16 protein-coding genes are annotated in these 17643 nt (G+C 37.3%); 3 read left to right on the top strand and 13 right to left on the bottom strand.

The features are described from left to right. Positions 1 to 21: 21 nt before the first annotated feature. The 5 genes from thrS to G7081_RS03865 all read right to left on the bottom strand — a co-directional run bounded on the left by thrS (position 22) and on the right by G7081_RS03865 (position 4809). Positions 22 to 1971, bottom strand: a complete 1950-nt coding sequence (thrS, locus tag G7081_RS03885; protein WP_166007579.1) for a threonine--tRNA ligase — start codon at positions 1969 to 1971, stop codon at positions 22 to 24. Between the two features lie 338 nt (positions 1972 to 2309). Continuing rightward, positions 2310 to 2489: a 2-hydroxymuconate tautomerase gene (locus G7081_RS03880; RefSeq protein WP_166007577.1), complete on the bottom strand. Its 180-nt coding sequence runs from the start codon at positions 2487 to 2489 to the stop codon at positions 2310 to 2312. Between the two features lie 30 nt (positions 2490 to 2519). Beyond that, a complete protein-coding gene (locus tag G7081_RS03875) occupies positions 2520 to 2693 on the bottom strand; it encodes a hypothetical protein (protein ID WP_166007575.1) in 174 nt (57 codons plus the stop codon). Beyond that, a complete protein-coding gene (locus tag G7081_RS03870; RefSeq protein WP_166007573.1) occupies positions 2694 to 3371 on the bottom strand; it encodes an NAD(P)H-dependent oxidoreductase in 678 nt (225 codons plus the stop codon). It abuts the gene before it with no gap. Between the two features lie 91 nt (positions 3372 to 3462). Next, positions 3463 to 4809 (bottom strand): glucose-6-phosphate isomerase, encoded by a 1347-nt coding sequence (locus tag G7081_RS03865; protein ID WP_166007571.1) that lies wholly within the window; start codon positions 4807 to 4809, stop codon positions 3463 to 3465. Positions 4810 to 4984: 175 nt separating this feature from the next. Here G7081_RS03865 and G7081_RS03860 point away from each other — a divergent pair, with 175 nt between their 5' ends. Next, on the top strand, positions 4985 to 6253 hold the full coding sequence (locus tag G7081_RS03860) for a BaiN/RdsA family NAD(P)/FAD-dependent oxidoreductase (protein WP_166007569.1): 1269 nt from the start codon (positions 4985 to 4987) through the stop codon (positions 6251 to 6253). 111 nt (positions 6254 to 6364) lie between these two features. Continuing rightward, complete coding sequence (locus G7081_RS03855) at positions 6365 to 6910, top strand: hypothetical protein (RefSeq protein WP_166007567.1); 546 nt, start codon at positions 6365 to 6367, stop codon at positions 6908 to 6910. A 28-nt stretch (positions 6911 to 6938) separates the two neighbouring features. On the opposite strand, the gene ybaK is transcribed toward G7081_RS03855, so the two are convergent. The 3 genes from ybaK to G7081_RS03840 are packed head-to-tail and all read right to left on the bottom strand — an operon-like array spanning position 6939 to position 9375. Then, a complete protein-coding gene (gene ybaK, locus G7081_RS03850) occupies positions 6939 to 7424 on the bottom strand; it encodes a Cys-tRNA(Pro) deacylase (protein WP_166007565.1) in 486 nt (161 codons plus the stop codon). A 24-nt stretch (positions 7425 to 7448) separates the two neighbouring features. After that, entirely contained in the window at positions 7449 to 8177 is a 729-nt protein-coding gene (gene aroD, locus G7081_RS03845) for a type I 3-dehydroquinate dehydratase (RefSeq protein WP_166007563.1), read from the bottom strand. Positions 8178 to 8190: 13 nt separating this feature from the next. After that, a complete protein-coding gene (locus tag G7081_RS03840; protein WP_166007561.1) occupies positions 8191 to 9375 on the bottom strand; it encodes a class I SAM-dependent rRNA methyltransferase in 1185 nt (394 codons plus the stop codon). Positions 9376 to 9632: 257 nt separating this feature from the next. Here G7081_RS03840 and G7081_RS03835 point away from each other — a divergent pair, with 257 nt between their 5' ends. Continuing rightward, positions 9633 to 11735 (top strand): LTA synthase family protein, encoded by a 2103-nt coding sequence (locus tag G7081_RS03835; protein WP_420824494.1) that lies wholly within the window; start codon positions 9633 to 9635, stop codon positions 11733 to 11735. 208 nt (positions 11736 to 11943) lie between these two features. Here G7081_RS03835 and rlmD read toward each other — a convergent pair whose 3' ends face one another. Genes rlmD through gatC form a run of 5 tightly spaced genes read right to left on the bottom strand, consistent with a single transcriptional unit; the run spans position 11944 to position 17631 of the window. Then, positions 11944 to 13311: a 23S rRNA (uracil(1939)-C(5))-methyltransferase RlmD gene (rlmD, locus tag G7081_RS03830; protein WP_166007559.1), complete on the bottom strand. Its 1368-nt coding sequence runs from the start codon at positions 13309 to 13311 to the stop codon at positions 11944 to 11946. Between the two features lie 49 nt (positions 13312 to 13360). Then, positions 13361 to 14398, bottom strand: a complete 1038-nt coding sequence (locus tag G7081_RS03825) for a diacylglycerol kinase (protein ID WP_420824506.1) — start codon at positions 14396 to 14398, stop codon at positions 13361 to 13363. A gap of 28 nt (positions 14399 to 14426) precedes the next feature. After that, entirely contained in the window at positions 14427 to 15857 is a 1431-nt protein-coding gene (gene gatB, locus G7081_RS03820) for an Asp-tRNA(Asn)/Glu-tRNA(Gln) amidotransferase subunit GatB (protein WP_166007557.1), read from the bottom strand. Further along, positions 15857 to 17326, bottom strand: a complete 1470-nt coding sequence (gatA, locus tag G7081_RS03815; protein WP_166007555.1) for an Asp-tRNA(Asn)/Glu-tRNA(Gln) amidotransferase subunit GatA — start codon at positions 17324 to 17326, stop codon at positions 15857 to 15859. The genes gatB and gatA overlap by 1 nt, the downstream gene beginning before the upstream one ends. After that, the gene (gene gatC / locus G7081_RS03810; RefSeq protein ID WP_166007553.1) at positions 17326 to 17631 is read right to left on the bottom strand and encodes an Asp-tRNA(Asn)/Glu-tRNA(Gln) amidotransferase subunit GatC; all 306 of its coding nucleotides are present in this window, start codon (positions 17629 to 17631) and stop codon (positions 17326 to 17328) included. The genes gatA and gatC overlap by 1 nt, the downstream gene beginning before the upstream one ends. Positions 17632 to 17643: the final 12 nt, after the last annotated feature.

Raw genomic sequence — 17643 nt, 5'->3', positions numbered from 1 at the left:
GAGGCCTGGTTTTTGCAAATATTATTCTGTTGGTCGGCTATAGTTTTGAACTTCTGTTGTCACAGCTGTTACAAAATCTTCTAATGCCATTGAAGTTGTTTCTTTACTTCCGTATTTACGGACGTTGACTTCACCAGCTTCAACCTCTTTATCCCCGACAACTAATTGATAAGGGATTTTTTGTGTTTGTGAGGCACGGATCTTATAACCCATTTTTTCGTTACGTTCATCTACTTGGAAACGTAAACCTAGTTTTTCAAGACGTTCTTTAATCTCGAATGAGTAATCCATGTGGTGTTCATTACTTACTGGAATGATTGTTCCTTGGATTGGTGCTAACCAAGTTGGGAAGGCTCCTTTGTAAACTTCTGTTAAGTAAGCAACGAAACGTTCCATTGTTGATACGATACCTCGGTGAATAACAACTGGACGGTGGTTATTTTCACCATCTTCACCAACGTATGTTAAATCAAAACGTTCTGGTAACAAGAAATCTAATTGAATCGTTGATAATGTTTCTTCAATACCCATGGCAGTCTTAACTTGAACATCAAGTTTTGGACCATAGAAAGCAGCTTCACCTTCAGCTTCCACATATTCAAGACCCATTTCATCAACGGCTTCTTTAATCATTTTTTGAGCTTTATCCCACATTTGATCATCATCAAAATACTTTTCAGTATTTTCTGGATCGCGGTAACTTAAGCGGAATTTGTAATCTGTGATGTTGAAGTCTTCATAAACAGCAACCATTAATTCAATTGTACGTTTGAACTCATCTTTAATTTGGTCAGGACGAACAAATGTGTGTCCATCATTTAATGTCATTTCACGGACACGTTGTAAGCCTGATAACGCACCACTCTTCTCATAACGGTGCATCATACCAAGTTCCGCGATACGGATTGGCAATTCACGGTAACTGTGAACTTCATTTTTATAAACCATCATGTGGTGTGGGCAGTTCATCGGACGTAGGACTAACATCTCGCCGTCACCCATATCCATTGGCGGGAACATATCTTCATGGTAGTGATCCCAGTGACCTGACGTTTTGTAGAATTCTACATTAGCCATGATTGGTGTGTAAACATGTTGGTAGCCTAAGCTAATTTCTTTATCAGTGATATAACGGTCAACAACACGACGGATTGTCGCACCATTTGGTAACCAGAATGGTAAGCCTGCACCCACATCACTATTTGTCATGAATAAACCAAGTTCTTTACCTAGTTTACGGTGATCGCGTTCTTTCATTTCTTCACGGAATTGCATGTATTCTTTCAATTCTTTTTTATCAAAGAAAGCTGTTCCGTAGACACGTTGCATCATGTGGTTATCAGAATTCCCTCTCCAGTAGGCACCGGCAACTGATAATAATTTGAAGACTTGAATACGACCTGTTGATGGCACGTGAACCCCACGACATAAATCAACAAAATCACCTTGGTCATAAACAGTAATTTCTTCATCAGCTGGTAAGTCAGTAATTAGTTCTACTTTATACGGATCTTCTTTAAATAGTTCAAGCGCTTCTTCTTTAGAAACTACTTTACGAACGATTGGATTGTTCTCTTTCACAATCGCCATCATCTCAGCTTCAATTTTTGGTAAATCTTCTTCAGTAATTGGGTTTTCACCATTATCAGTATCGTAGTAGAAACCATTATCAATCGCTGGTCCTACACCAAAGTGAATCGTTGGATATAAACGACGAACCGCATTAGCCATTAAGTGAGCAGTTGAGTGGCGTAAAATTTGTAAAGCATCTTCGTGATCAGGTGTCACGATTTCTAATGAACCATCCGCATCTAGTGGTTTTACTAAATCAACTAATTCTCCATTGAATTTTCCTGCTAAAGCTTTTTTAGCTAAACTTTTACTAATGCTTTCTGCGACTTCTTTCGTTGTCACACCAGCACCAAATTCTTTCACTGCACCATCTGGAAATGTAATCTTAATCTCTGACATGTAAAACTCCCCCTTTTATTTTCTCTGCGTTGGTCACTAAAACTAATAAAAAAACGCCCCAGCATTTTGCTTTCGCAAAACACTAGGACGATATGATCGTGGTACCACCTAAATTCAGAATTATCTCTAATTCTCTCTTCACGTGATAACGGTACGACCGACTTAGCTTTAACTAAATTCTTGAAAGTAGTCATCTCTTGGGCTTGTTTAGAAAACTTCCAGCTAATGTTTCCCTCTCTGTAAACAGCTGACAAGACATGGTGTCTTTCGCATAGATTTAATATTAATATACTCTCATTTAATCATGAACTATTTGATAAATCAAGGTTAAAGCTACTTTATTTTGTTTGATTGCCACCTAAACCGTAATTTTCTTTTTTCATATCATTGATAATAATACTGACAGCTTCTTTTTTAGCACCTGTTGTCCGCACGATAGCATCAGTTACTTCACTAATCATCGCTGCTTTTTGTTCTGGCGTACGACCTTCCATTAAACTCACTGTAACGATTGGCATCTCTTTTCCTCCTTTAATAATTCATTAAATTTACCAACTTTTAGGACTCCATAGAGTTCCGTCTAGCTGTCCTTCCATTTGTTCTTTCCTGATAGCTTGTTCTTCATAAATTCGTTGCGCTGCGGCTAACAAAGCCTTTTCTCGATAATCGTGACTCGTTTCCTTTAGTTCAGCTACTAAATTATTAATCCATGTTGTTTCCATTTAGTACCCTCCTTCTGCTGTCATCTCTGATAAAGTATCGTTTAAATCCGCTAGTGTTTCTGCATTCTCTTCAAGGGCACCAACTAATAATTGTAACTTAGCTTGATCCTTATGCTGACTTCTTTTCAAGTGACTAATTAACCACTGCGTTCGTTCAGCTAAAGATTGATTAGCTGGACCCGTTAAATAATATTGGTAATCAGTCACTAAAGATACTTTCTCTGCATCTGTTTGATAAACAAATTGATTAATCGCAAAGTGTGGTAAATAGATCATCTCAAAATAATTTGCTAGTGCTTGATACGGAGCTAAGATGTGTTCCATCGTTAGTCCTAGTTTGCCACCTGGTCGGTAATCTTTCTGATTAGCACCGACTGAAATCACCAAACCAAACGCTTTCCCTTTCAATGCTCCTGAACTCAAACTACTCAGTACTTGGTCTTGCCACTCTTTAAGCAAAGACGGACTACTATACCAGTATAAGGGGAACTGAAACACAATCCGATCATGCTCTTTTAATAATGACACTTCTGTTGCGATATCAATAGCCGAAGTGCCATAACAACTATCCAAATGGTGTATGGTTACGTCTTCAAAACCAAGGATACTCTCTTTCAAAAACTGTTGTCCCATTGATTCTTGATAATTAGGATGTGAAATAATAAGTAATGTTTTCATTTGTCATGCCTCCACTGCTATTATAGCGGAAAATAATGATGAGACGAATAAATATGCATAAAAAAAGCCCCTGATTTAACAGGGGACATTCTTATAATCTATTTTCTAATTCTTTTTGTAAATCTTCAAATCCAGGTTTACCTAATAAAGCAAACATATTTTTCTTGTAAGCCTCAACACCCGGTTGGTCAAATGGATTCACACCATTTAAGTATCCTGAAATTCCTACTGCAATTTCAAAGAAGTACATTAAGTAACCTAATGTATAAGCGTCCGTTTCTGGAATCGTAATCACGAAGTTTGGCACATCGCCATCTGTATGTGCTAATAATGTTCCTTGGAAAGCTTTCGTATTAACGAAGTCAATTTCTTTTCCTTGTAAGTAACCTAAACCATCTAAGTCTTGTTCCATTTCTGGAATCGTTAATGTGTGACGCGCTTTATCAACTTTAATCACTGTTTCAAAGATGTTACGGCGTCCTTCTTGAATGTATTGACCTAATGAGTGCAAGTCAGTTGAGAAGTTGGCACTTGATGGGTAAATACCTTTTTGATCTTTCCCTTCAGACTCACCGAATAATTGTTTCCACCACTCTGAGAAGTATTGCAAGCTTGGCTCATAGTTGATTAATAATTCAGTCACTTTACCTTTACGGTATAAGATGTTTCTTAATGCAGCATATTGGTAAGCCGCATTATCTTCTAATTTATCGCTCATAAAATCAGTACGAGCATCAGCTGCACCTTTCATTAAACCATCAATATCAGCTCCACTGGCTGCGATTGGTAATAATCCCACAGCAGTTAAGACTGAGAAACGTCCACCGACGTCGTCTGGAATCACAAATGTTTGCCAACCTTCAGCATCTGCTTCAACTTTGACAGCACCTTTGGCTTTATCAGTCGTAGCATAAATACGTTGGTTCGCTTCTTCTTTACCATATTTTTTAACTAATAATTCTTTAAAGACACGGAAGGCAATTGCTGGCTCAGTTGTTGTTCCTGATTTAGAAATCACGTTAACTGAGAAATCACGATCCCCAATCACATCGATTAAATCTGCTAAGTAAGAAGAACTAATGCTGTTTCCTGCGAAGAAGATTAATGGTGCTTTACGTTCGCTACTATCTAGTAAGTTATAGAATGAGTGATTTAAGAAATCTAAAGCCGCTTTAGCTCCTAAATATGAACCCCCAATCCCAATAACAACTAACACTTCAGAATCTTTTTGAATTTTAGCTGCCGCTTCTTTAATACGCGCAAATTCAGCTTTATCATAATCTGCTGGCAAATCAATCCAGCCACGGAAGTCACTTCCAGCACCTGTTCCGTCACGTAATTCGTTATGAGCAGCGGTTACTTGGCTTTGCATATAAGCTAATTCATTTTCACCAATGAATGAACTCATTTTTGAATAGTCAAAATTAATATGTGTCATATTGTTTTCCTCCTAAAAATAGTAACGATTTAATATCTTAACTGTACTGTTTTTATGAAATTTTTTCAAGTAATTTTCATCTCTTTTAGTATTAAAATACCCTACCTAAACACCCATCTTTCAATCAACGGATGCTTTATGGTAAACTAAAACCTGAAATGGAGGTCATTCATTTATGACATACGATGTGATTGTAATCGGTGGTGGAACTAGTGGCATGATGGCAGCGGTCAGCGCTGCTGAAAATGGAGCCAATACCTTATTAATAGAAAAGAACAAAAAACTAGGGAAAAAATTACTCCTAACCGGTGGTGGTCGCTGTAACGTAACGAATAACCGTGAACCAGAAGACATCATTCAACATATTCCTGGTAACGGAAAATTCTTATACAGTGCCTTTTCCCAATTTGATAACCATCAAATCATGGCCTTCTTTGAAGAGAACGGAGTTTCATTAAAAGAAGAAGACCATGGTAGAATGTTCCCTGTCTCTGATCGTTCAAAAAGTATTGTTGAATGTTTACAAACTAAAATGTTAGAACTGGGTGTCACGATTCAACAAGCTGACCCTGTTAAACGTTTATTAATAGAAGATCAACGCATTGTCGGCGTCCAATTAGATTCTGGCGATCGCCAAATTGCTCCTTGTGTCATTGTTTCAACAGGTGGTCGAACTTATCAACAAACTGGGTCGACTGGTGATGGGTATCGGTTTGCTAAAAAAGCTGGCCATACAGTCACACCTCTTTTCCCAACGGAAGCGCCTTTATTATCAAAGGAATCGTTCATTCAAAATAAAACCTTACAAGGTTTAGCTTTACAAGATATAAAATTAAGCGTTTTAAACACAAAAAATAAAGAGATTGTCAGCCATGAAATGGACATGCTATTTACCCACTTTGGTATCTCTGGACCAGCCGCTTTGCGCTGTAGCATGTTCGTTAATAAAGAACTCGAAGCACGGGAATCGGTGACACTTGTACTAGATGCCCTACCTAATAAAAGTCAGGCTCAACTTGTTTCAGAGTTTGCTCAACGTCGGGCTGAAAGTGAACAAAAATCGATTAAAAACGCCTTGAAAAATATGTTACCTGAAAGGTATTTAGATTTCTTAATTAGCCAAACTGAAATTGATAGTTCGGCAACTATTAAAAGTCTAAATGAAAAAGATCGCGATCAACTGATTGACTTAATGAAAGCTTTTCCGATTGAGATTAACGGCACGTGGCCTATCGAAAAATCGTTTGTCACAGGTGGCGGTATTTCTCTAAAAGAAATTAATCCAAAATCAATGGAAAGTAAGTTAGTTAGTGGTCTCTTCTTTACTGGTGAAGTCTTAGACGTTAACGGCTATACCGGTGGTTATAATATTACCGCAGCTTTTGTGACAGGACACGTTGCTGGTAAACACGCGGCAGAAATTGCTAGCTATTATAATTACTAACCCTTAAATGTGATAAGATAGACATTGTTAGCGCTATCATTTTGTTTTTTTAATATTTTAAGGTATACTAACGGTGAACTATAAATTATTCAATTCATTGGAGGCGTTGAGATGTTTCAACAAAAAAAAATCTATAAAACTTTAGAAAACCGCAATTTTACTGCTGAGTCACTAGCAACAGAATTAGCAGATTTAAAAGAGTTTAATTTTGAAAATGTATCTTATACTGGGCTAAACCTAAATTTAGATATGTTAATGACACAACACATTCGTAATGATGAGTTTCAACTAATCGAAGTTCAAGGCGGTCTAGCTAAGAAACCTTACGCTACTTGGCAGCAAGATTTAGCCCTTGCTATTAACATCTACAATAACTTTACTGATTATACAAAAGCTCACTTCAATGACTTTATTGAAGAATCTAAAAAATTCGAAGCTGAAACTGGCTACGGTCAAAGTACAGCGCAATTTAAAGATTATTTTGAACAAGGAAATGGCATGTATTTCCACGATGTTCTACACAGTGTCTTTGATATTTCTCGTCGTTTAGATTTATCAATCGAAGATTTCGAAGAATCACTAACCGCTGATGGACAAGCACTAAGTGACTTCCCATTACCTGAAAAACGTGTCTTTGAATCACAAAAAAGAAAATAAAAAAAACAGCCAATTGGCTGTTTTTTGTTTACACAATTAAATCATGAAACTCTCCTCGAACAAGTTGTGCAAGTGCTTGTGGGGCCACACTCATCTGAACTCCTCTTTTTCCCGCTGACACATGAATACTATCATGTTCTAAAGCTGATTGATCAAAGTAAGTCGGATATAACTTTTTCATGCCTACTGGTGAGCAGCCTCCGCGAATATAACCAGTTGTCTGTTCTAGGTCTTTCAAAGGTAACATTTCCATCTTCTTATTGCCGCTGACTTTGGCTAGCTTTTTTAAATCAAGTTCATGATTACCCGGAATAGCAACTACGACTGGTCCTGTTTTATTTCCTAAGGTCACTAAGGTTTTAAAAATCTCTTCTTCTTTTTGACCAAGAGCATGCGCCACACTCACTGCATCTGTGTGTTCATCTGTCACTTCAAATTCCCGCTCTGTGTAGGGGATTTTTTTTTGCTCTAATAAACGAATGGCATTCGTTTTTTGTATTTTTTTCTTTGCCATCTATCTCACCCTTTTAAGTCGAACTTATTTCGTTAAACGACGCACTTCGGAAATAGTTAATTGCCCTGGTGCCGTCGCCGATCTAACTGTTGCAAAGGTTAAAACACCTTGTTTATTTGTTCTAGTCGGCTGACCCACTTCACCCATACCGATTAAAATAAGCGGTTGGATGACATTCCACTGTTCTTTCACTAAAGATAATCTTAACAACTCAGTTTCTTCCGTGACCTTGTATGCCATTTTAATTAAATCTGGTTGACAATAAGACATTTCATCTAACTTATTGGTGATGTCTGGTAGTGTGGGCATGCCATAGAAGTCATGATAAGATAATACACTTGGTTTACCTTGTAACTTAGCTTTTTTCAATAGTGCTTGACGGTAATCCGTTGGACAGCTCATTTGAATATCAACAGCATCCACCTCATCCAGTGTTATTAACAGATCCACTAACATGTGATAGGCTTGCCAGTCTCCTTGGTAGTTTCCACCTTCTGCTTCCGTTCTGACTGTCACTAATAAAGGAATCCCTTTTAAAATTAAGACCAGCTCTTTAATCATTTCAGAAACCATCTTTTGATTATCGCAATCCTCTAAATAATCTAGTCGCCACTCTACTACATCGGCTGCTTCATCGGCTGCTGCATAGGCTTCTAAAAATACTTCACGAGCATCTTTCCCTGCAATTGGTACACATATTTTAAGTGGTTCTTGTTCTCCAAGCAAAACTTCCCCTATTTGAACTGTTTTCATTCCATTCACTCCTTTATGACAAAACTTGATAGATTAAAACTTTTAAATAATTACCTTCCGGAAAACTTTTACTCGTTTTGAAATCTACAGGCAATCGATTTTCACCAATCTGTTTAAACTGTTTCCCTTGTTTGCGTAATGCCGTTTCAACCATTTGTTGATATTTATCAACAGTTACATTAGCCGCATTCGTTGAAGCTATCAAGATCCCCTCATTATTCAATAATGGTGCGACATCTTCTACTAAGTCGCCATAATTTTTAGCTACTGAAAACGTCCGCTTCTTGCTTCTAGCAAAGCTTGGTGGATCTAAAACAATCATATCAAAACTTAACGCTTTACGTTTTGCATAATTAAAATAATCAAATACATCCATCACCACAATGCGATTATTATCTAGTGACAAACCATTTGTTTCAAACATCTCTTGCGTTTTCGGCAGACTACGTTTGGCTAAATCAACACTAACTGTTTCTTTTGCTCCCCCCATAGCTGCAGCAACTGAGAATGCCCCTGTGTAACTGAAAGTATTTAAGACCGAACGGCCTAGTGCTAAACCATCGACTAAACGACCACGAACTTCTTTTTGATCTAAGAAAATCCCCGTCATCAATCCTTCATTCAAATAGGTAGCATACGCCACACCATTTTCTTTAACGACTAAAGGTTCTGGTGCCTCTTGGCCAAAAATAAATTGGGATTCAGGCAAACCGTTTCCTTGGAAACGAATTTTTTCATACCCGCCAACAATTTCGGGATTGACATTTCTAAAGGCGTCAATAATAATTTGTTTATTATGATAAATCGTTTCGTTGTACCAAGAAAACACGGCATATTGATTATAAATATCAATCGTCACACCACCTAGTTGGTCGCCTTCACCGTTAAACATTCGATAAGCTGTCGTCTCATCATTGCTTAAAAAATGTTGCCTTAAACTTTTAGCCTGCTTAAATTTTTCTTCAAAAAACGGTCGTTCTAATGTTGAATAAAATTGGGGCGTTAATACCCAACCAGACCCTTTATTTTGATCTCCTAAATAGCCAATCCCTAAAAAGTCATCTGATTGGGTTACAAATTGAACCCAATCTAATTGGTTCATAAGATCTTTTTCATTCAACAAATCATTACGTCGAATCAGAGGATAGCCCGCTTTGACTTGCTGACTAATTTTAGTTTTTAATTTAATTTTTTTCATTTAATTAACCGCCTACTTAACTATTCAATCACCACGGATTGTTTCTATCATAGTTTACCACATTTCTTTATTATTCTCTTAAAAACCAGAACAGATGTATTTCTAACAATTTATTAAGATAGTACTAATTTGTTTGTTTATTTCCTTTTCAGAGTCTATAATAGTAAGAATGAAAGAGCCTAAATGGCTTTAATAACTTACTATTACGAATCACCACATAGATGAAACAATCAGTGACCTGAAAGGACGTTTTAAATTTGAAAAAATCTTATTATCCAAATTGGTTAAACAAACGCATGGGATTCTTTACCTTGCTAGTTTTACTTAGTTGGGCAAAAGCCATTTTTGCTTACTTAGTTGATTTTAACTTAGGTGTGGAAAATGCCTTCCAATACTTTATTTTATTCATTAACCCATTTGCTACAACTATTTTTATTTTGTCAGCTGCGCTTTATATTAAAAATAAAAAAGCGTCTTATATTACCATGCTTTTACTTTACACAGTCATGTCAATTCTTTTATTTTCAAACGTGACTTACTACCGAGAGTTTACTGACTTTATTACCATTAACACGATGTTAGGTGCTGGTAAAGTTTCCTCTGGTTTAGGAGAAAGTGCCTTACGCTTATTCCGCTGGTATGATTTTGTTTACTTGCTTGACTTAGTTATTTTGCCAGTCCTGCTTCTTAGAAAGAAAATTAAGATGGAAGAAAAACCAATGCGTGGACGTTTTGCGATTGCTATCACCACTTGTGCGGTTCTTTTCTTCTTAGGTAACCTAACATTAGCTGAAACAAGTCGTCCCGAATTATTAAAACGGACTTTTTCACGTGATTATTTAGTGAAGTACTTAGGAATTAATGCTTTTACTGCTTATGATGGTATTCAAACCTTTAAAACAAACCAAACTCGTGCTCAAGCAAATGAAAATGACGTGGTAAACGTGGAACAATATGTTGCTGATCACCGTGTCAAACCTAACCCTGACACATTTGGTATGGCTAAAGGTCGTAATGTTATTTATATCCATCTAGAGAGTCTGCAACAATTTATGATTAACTATAAATTAAAAGATGAAAATGGTGTTGAACATGAAGTCACACCCTTCTTAAACAGTTTATATAATGGAACTGATACTTATAGCTTCAGCAATTTCTTCCATCAAGTTAAATCCGGTAAGACAAGTGATGCTGAAACATTATTAGAAAATTCTTTCTTTGGTTTGAACCAAGGTCCCTTGTTTACTCAGTTAGGGTCTAAAAATACGTTCCAAGCTGCCCCTGCAATTCTTGGACAAAAGGCTGGTTATACTAGCGCTGTCTTCCACGGTAATGCTGGAACATTCTGGAACCGTAATGAAACTTACAAACGTTTAGGATATGATTATTTCTTTGACGCTAGTAACTATGATGTGACTGCTGAAAATTCATTCCAATACGGCTTACATGACAAACCTTTCTTCAATCAATCGATTCAGTATTTAGAACATTTACAACAGCCCTTCTATACGAAGATGATTGCTGTTTCGAATCACTACCCTTACTCAGAATTCAAAGGTGATGAAGCTGGTTTCCCAATTGCCCAAACAAATGATACGACCATTAACGGTTACTTTGCTACAGCTAATTACTTAGATAAAGCTGTTGAAGAGTTCTTTAATTACTTAAAAGATAGCGGTTTATATGATAAATCAATGATTATCCTATACGGCGATCATTATGGTGTTTCAAACTCAAGAAACACTGAACTTGCTCCTTTACTTGGAAAAGACGCTGAAACATGGACTGATTTTGACAATGCTCAACTACAACGCGTGCCTATGATGTTCCATATCCCTGGTACAACAACTGGTGGGGTGCAAGATACCTACGGTGGTCAAGTTGATGTCTTACCGACCTTGCTTGGTTTACTAGGACTTGATACTAAACCCTACTTAATGTTGGGACAAGATTTATTATCACCTGACCGTGATGGTATTGTCGCATTCCGTAATGGTGATTTCTTAACATCTGATTATACGGTATTGCACGACGTCATCTATGATAACAAAACTGGTGAATTGATTGCGGAACCAACACCTGAGCTGAGTGAAACAATCGCAGCATTAACTGATAAAGTTAAATTACAACTAAGTAATTCTGATAGTTTGACAAATGGTGATCTTCTTCGTTTCCACGATGCAGGTCTAACCGATGTCAATCCAGAGGATTACAATTACACGAAACAATTGCCACAATTGGAAGCAATCGAACAAGAACTAGGTGCTGGATCAACCAGCGTTTACAATCAAAACAAAAACACTTCTACTGTCGACTTATATAAAACAAAAACATATAAAGAATATAACGAAGCAAAATAAAAAAGCCCCGCATTAGCGGAGGCTTTTTTTTGTTTCATTTAAACGGATTTTAATATTGTCCGTCGTCCGTTTTGTATACAATTGCTTTGAGCATGCTGGGCAATTATAAACTGCTCTCTCTGGCTTAGAAAAATCTTCAGCAAAGATTTTCACTAGCTTTGTATAACAATGCTGACATTGAAATTCTTCTCGGTTCATCTCAACACCCCTATTTCTTAATAAGTTCTGCCACACACTCCACATGTGGTGTTTGTGGGAACATATCAACTGGTTGAACTTGTTTCAGTTCATAACCCTTATCTGCAAACAATTGACAGTCACGAGCTAAACTAGCTGGATTACATGACACGTAAACAATTTTCTTGGGCGCCATTTCAACGGCCGTATCGATAAATGATTCAGCCAAACCTTTGCGTGGTGGGTCAACGATTAAAACATCTGCTTCAATCCCATCTTTCAACCAAGTTGGCATTAAATATTCAGCACGACCAATTTCAAATTTAACATTATTGATGTCGTTCATTTTAGCATTGATTTTAGCATCAGCAATGGCATCTGGATTTACTTCTAGTCCCAGAACTTTATCGACTTTATCTGCTAAAGATAAACCAATTGTTCCAATCCCACAGTAGGCATCGATCACTGTATCTGATTTTCTTAAGTTAGCAAACTCAATCGCTTTTTGATATAACACTTCTGCTTGAACCGTATTAACTTGATAGAATGATTGAGCAGAAATACGGTATTTCTTCCCTAACAATTCATCTGTAATATAGTTTTGACCAAACAATGTTTTATTCGTTTTACCTAGAATAACATTGGTTGCATCTGGATTGATGTTTTGAACAATTGAAACCACCTCAGGTAATTGTTGGTGAATTTCTTGCACCATTTTTTCATAGTTAAATAATTTAGGTGTGCGCGTCACTAAGACAATCATCATCTCGTTTGAGTAATGACCACGTTTCACAATAATGTGACGTAAGTTCCCATTATTTTCAGCTTCAATATAAGCTTTAACACCATATTTTTCCATGACATCACGAACAATAATAATCGCTTCATCAATTTTTGGATCTTGGATGTAATAGTTTTCTAACGGCACTAAGTCATGGCTATTCTTTCTAAAGAAACCAGTCGATAATTGCCCATTAACTTTACGAACTGGGATTTGTGCTTTATTACGATATTCCACTGGATTGTCCATGCCAATAATTGGTAAAACTTTAGTCTCAGGCATTTTAGCAATTCGTTGGAAGACGTTATTAACTTGTTGCTCTTTAAAAGCTAATTGACCTTCATACGTCATGTGGTGTAACGGTGCAATACCTGTTCTAATCAATGTTTCATCGATATCTTTAACACGATCAGGACTTTCTTTTAACAGGTTTAAAACTTTAGCAAAGCCAAATTTTTTCCCTGTTTTCAAAACTAATACTTCTGCTTCTTCACCTGGCAATGTGTTTTCAATAAATAGTGGATAACCTTCTACTTTGGCTACACCTAGACCATCATGTGATAAATCGATAATTGATACGGTAATCGTATCGTTTTTTTGTATTGATAAAGTTTTCATTCGAAACTCTTTTCTATAAGTTATTTTTATATAAGGTAACCATCAGATTTTAAGAAATCTGACCGTCACCATTGATATCTTGATTCGTTAAGCTTTCTACTTCTTTAACAAAAGCATCAGATATTTCTAATTCTTCTGGATCTCCAACAACAGCATCATCGGAAATATCGTCGAGATTAGCAAACATTTCAATGTGTTGACGTAGATTGATAAATGTCATTGGCGCATCGCCACCGTACTCACCATCTAAGTTAATCATCATTTTGAAGTTTTCATCTAATGGCTCGGCTTTGAAAGCTGATGTTTTGATATAAAGAATCCGTGGGTCATTGATATGTTTCCCACCATGAACCACCATTGCTGCTAAGTGTAGCAACTCAATTAAATTGGCTGTCTTCACAACAATTAGCGAAAATTTACCATCGTCTAACCGAGCGTTAGGTGACAAGTTCTCAAACCCACCGACTGAATTTGTTAAACCAAGGAAAAACATTGAAGCTTTTCCTTCATAAACCCCATCATCATAGGTTAAGCGCATATTGATTGGCTTCACTCGCGGTAACATTTCTGCCCCTTTTACCAAGTAAGCTAAATAACCAAAGACACTTTTTAATTTTGATGGCACTTCATAAGTTAACTCAGTTAGCGAACCACCAGCACCAATATTCATGAAATATTTTTCACCAGCTTGACCAATATCCATTTTAACTGTTTGATTTTTCAAAATGATTTTGGCAGCTTCGACAATATCTCCACGTGGAATTTTCAAGGCTCGCGCATAATCATTCGTTGTCCCACCTGGTAAAATCGCTAACTTCGGTCTTTTTTCTAGTGGGGCAATCCCATTAATCACTTGATTGATGGTGCCATCCCCACCGGCCGCCACGATTAAATCAAAACCTGCTTCAGCTGCTCGTGTTGCCTCATCTTGGGCAGAATTTGGTTCTGGTGTTGTGGCATAAGCACTCGCTTCATACCCCGCACTTTCTAAAATATCCAGCACATCTGGTAAACTTTTTTTCAAAACCTCTTTACCTGATGTCGGATTATAGATAACTCTTGCTCGCATCTTTATCGACTCCTCCATTCCGAAATCGTCCTGTGCTTATCAGAACCTATCTCTTACCAAGTTCTTCTGTTAATAGTTTATTAACGACTCCTGGATTTGCTTGACCTTTAGTTGCTTTCATAATTTGTCCCACTAAGAAACCAACAGCACGGTCTTTACCATTTTTAAAGTCTTCAATTGACTGGCCATTATTATCTAAAATCTCATTGATAATCGGTAATAATTGAGCAGGATCAGACAATTGAACTAACCCCTTAGCTTCAACCACTTCACGGGCATTTCCGCCATTTTCAATTAATTCTTTGAAAACTTTTTTAGCAATCTTAGAACTGATTGTGCCATCAGCAATTAAATTAATCATGCCTGCTAAGTTGCTTGGTGTTAACTTAGTTTGATGTAATTCTAAATGTTCGCTATTCAAGTGAGCAGATACCTCACCCATCAACCAGTTTGATGCTTGTTTCGCATCAGCACCTTCAGCTAATGTCTCTTCAAAGAAATCTGACATTTCTTTTGATAAGGTTAAGACCATTGCATCATATTCTGGCAAGTCTAACTCTTTCACATAGCGTTCGCGGCGAGCTGCTGGTAATTCAGGTAAGCTAGCGCGTACTTCTTCGATCCATTCATCAGAAATTTCCAAGACTGGCAGATCTGGTTCTGGGAAGTAACGGTAATCTGCCGCTCCTTCTTTCACACGCATTAAGATTGTATCACCAGTAGCGTCATCATAACGACGTGTTTCTTGTTGAATGATACCACCTGACATTAAGACTTTCGCTTGACGTTTTTCTTCATAAGCTAAACCTTTACGGACATAGTTAAGTGAGTTCAAGTTTTTCAACTCGGCTTTAGTTCCAAATTCTTCTTGCCCATAAGGACGTAATGAAATGTTGGCATCACAACGCATTGATCCTTCTTCCATTTTTACATCACTTACGCCAGAAAATTGAATGATTGAACGAATCGCATCTAGATAAGCATAAGCTTCTTCTGGCGAACGCATATCTGCTTCTGAGACGATTTCAATTAACGGTGTTCCTTGGCGATTTAGATCCACGTAAGAATAGCCATCTGTGCCATGGATATTTTTACCGGCATCTTCTTCTAAGTGAACACGTTCAATACGAATACGTTTTGTTTCGCCTTCAACTTCAATATCAATCCAACCATCATAACCAATCGGTTGATCATCTTGTGAGATTTGGTAAGCTTTTGGATTATCTGGATAAAAATAGTTTTTTCGATCAAAGTGAGTATCTTTTGCAATCTTACAGTTTAAAGCCATCGCCGCACGCATCCCAAATTCAATGGCACGTTTATTAGCAACTGGTAAGACACCTGGATAACTCCAGTCGATCACATTAGTATTTGTATTTTGCTCGGCACCAAAATGAGCTGGAGCAGGCGAGAAGATTTTAGAGTCTGTTTTTAGTTCAACATGGACTTCAAGTCCGATAACTGTTTCGAAATTCATTACTTGCTCCCTCCTAACATTTCTGGTTTTTGATTATGAAATTCTGTTGCTGTTTCAAATGCTTGCGCAGCACGATACATTGTTGTTTCATCAAATGGTTTACCAATAATTTGAAGACCCACTGGCATACCGTCTACTAAGCCACATGGTACAGACATTCCTGGTAGTCCAGCTAAGTTAACCGGAATCGTTAATAAGTCACCCATGTACATCGTAATTGGGTCATTTAAGTTTTCACCTAATTTATAAGCAGGTGTTGGTGCTGTTGGCGAAATAATCAAATCATACTCTTTAAACACCTCATCAAAATCACGTTTCACTAATGTTCTAACCTGACACGCCTTTTTAAAGTGAGCATCATAGAAACCTGAACTTAATGAGAACGTCCCTAACATAATGCGACGTTTCACTTCTGGTCCAAACCCTTCTGAACGTGAACGAACATATAAATCTTCAATATCTTTAACATTTTCTGCACGATAACCGTAGCGGATACCATCAAAACGTTGTAAGTTTGATGACGCTTCAGATGATGCGACAATGTAATAAATTTCAACCCCATATTTCGAATGCGGTAAGCTAACTTCCTCAACGGTTGCACCCAAAGCTCGATACGTTGCAATGGCTTTTTCAACTTGAGCTGTAACTTCTGGGTCAATCCCTTCACCCATATATTCTTTAGGAACAGCAATCTTCATTCCTTTAACACCGTCATGTAGTCCTTTAGTAAAATCAGGGACATCTAGTTGTGCACTTGTACTATCTTTTTTATCCCACCCACTTAAAGCATTTAAGACTAACGCGTTATCTTCGACGGTACGTGTCATTGGTCCAATTTGGTCTAAGCTTGATGAAAAGGCAATTAAACCATAACGAGAAATTCGACCATACGTTGGTTTCATCCCTACAATACCGTTAAACGCTGCAGGTTGACGAATACTTCCACCTGTATCAGTTCCTAGGGCAACTGGTAATTGTCCGCCTGCAACAGCGGCAGCAGAACCACCTGAAGATCCTCCCGGAACACGTTCATGATCCCAGGCATTTTTAGTTTGTTTATAATATGACGTTTCGCTACTACCACCCATGGCAAATTCATCCATGTTTAATTTACCCATTGGAATCATGTTTGCATCATAAACTTTTTCCATCACGGTAGCATCATAAATAGGCGTGAAATTATGTAACATTTTGCTGGCAGAAGTTGTTAAAATGTCTTCCGTCACAATGTTATCTTTAATCCCAATTGGAATCCCTGCTAAAACATCCTCAGCTGAGATACCAGCTTTGTCAATCTCTGCTGCTTGCGCTAGTGCTTTTTCTTCATTCAAAGTAATGAATGCTTCTAACTCAGGTTCTGTTGCTTTAATGCGATCAAATGTTGCTTTAGTTAATTCTACAGCCGTAATGTCTTTAGCAACTAATAAGTCGTGTAATTCTTTTACCGATTTTTGAAATAATTCAGTCATTATGCCCCAGCCTCCCCATTGTCTAACATTGCTGGCACTTTAATGTAACCATCTTGTTTTGTTGGAACATTTTTCATTAATAAGTCACGATCTGTTCCAGCTTCTGCTACGTCTTCACGCATCACGTTGATGTCGTGAATGACGTTTGTTGTTACAGGCACGCCTGTTGTATCCACCTCGTCTAAACGCTCAACCATTTCAATAATTTTACCTAATTTATCTGATAATGCTGTGATTTCAGCATCGGAAAATTCTAATTTTGATAACTTTGCAATATGTTTAATTTCCTCATTACTAATAGTCATAATAGCCTCCTT

This window comes from Vagococcus coleopterorum (assembly GCF_011303955.1).
GTDB classification, from domain to species: domain Bacteria; phylum Bacillota; class Bacilli; order Lactobacillales; family Vagococcaceae; genus Vagococcus_D; species Vagococcus_D coleopterorum.
Note: the sequence above shows the minus strand (reverse complement) of the source record. Positions and strands in the feature narration are given on the sequence as shown.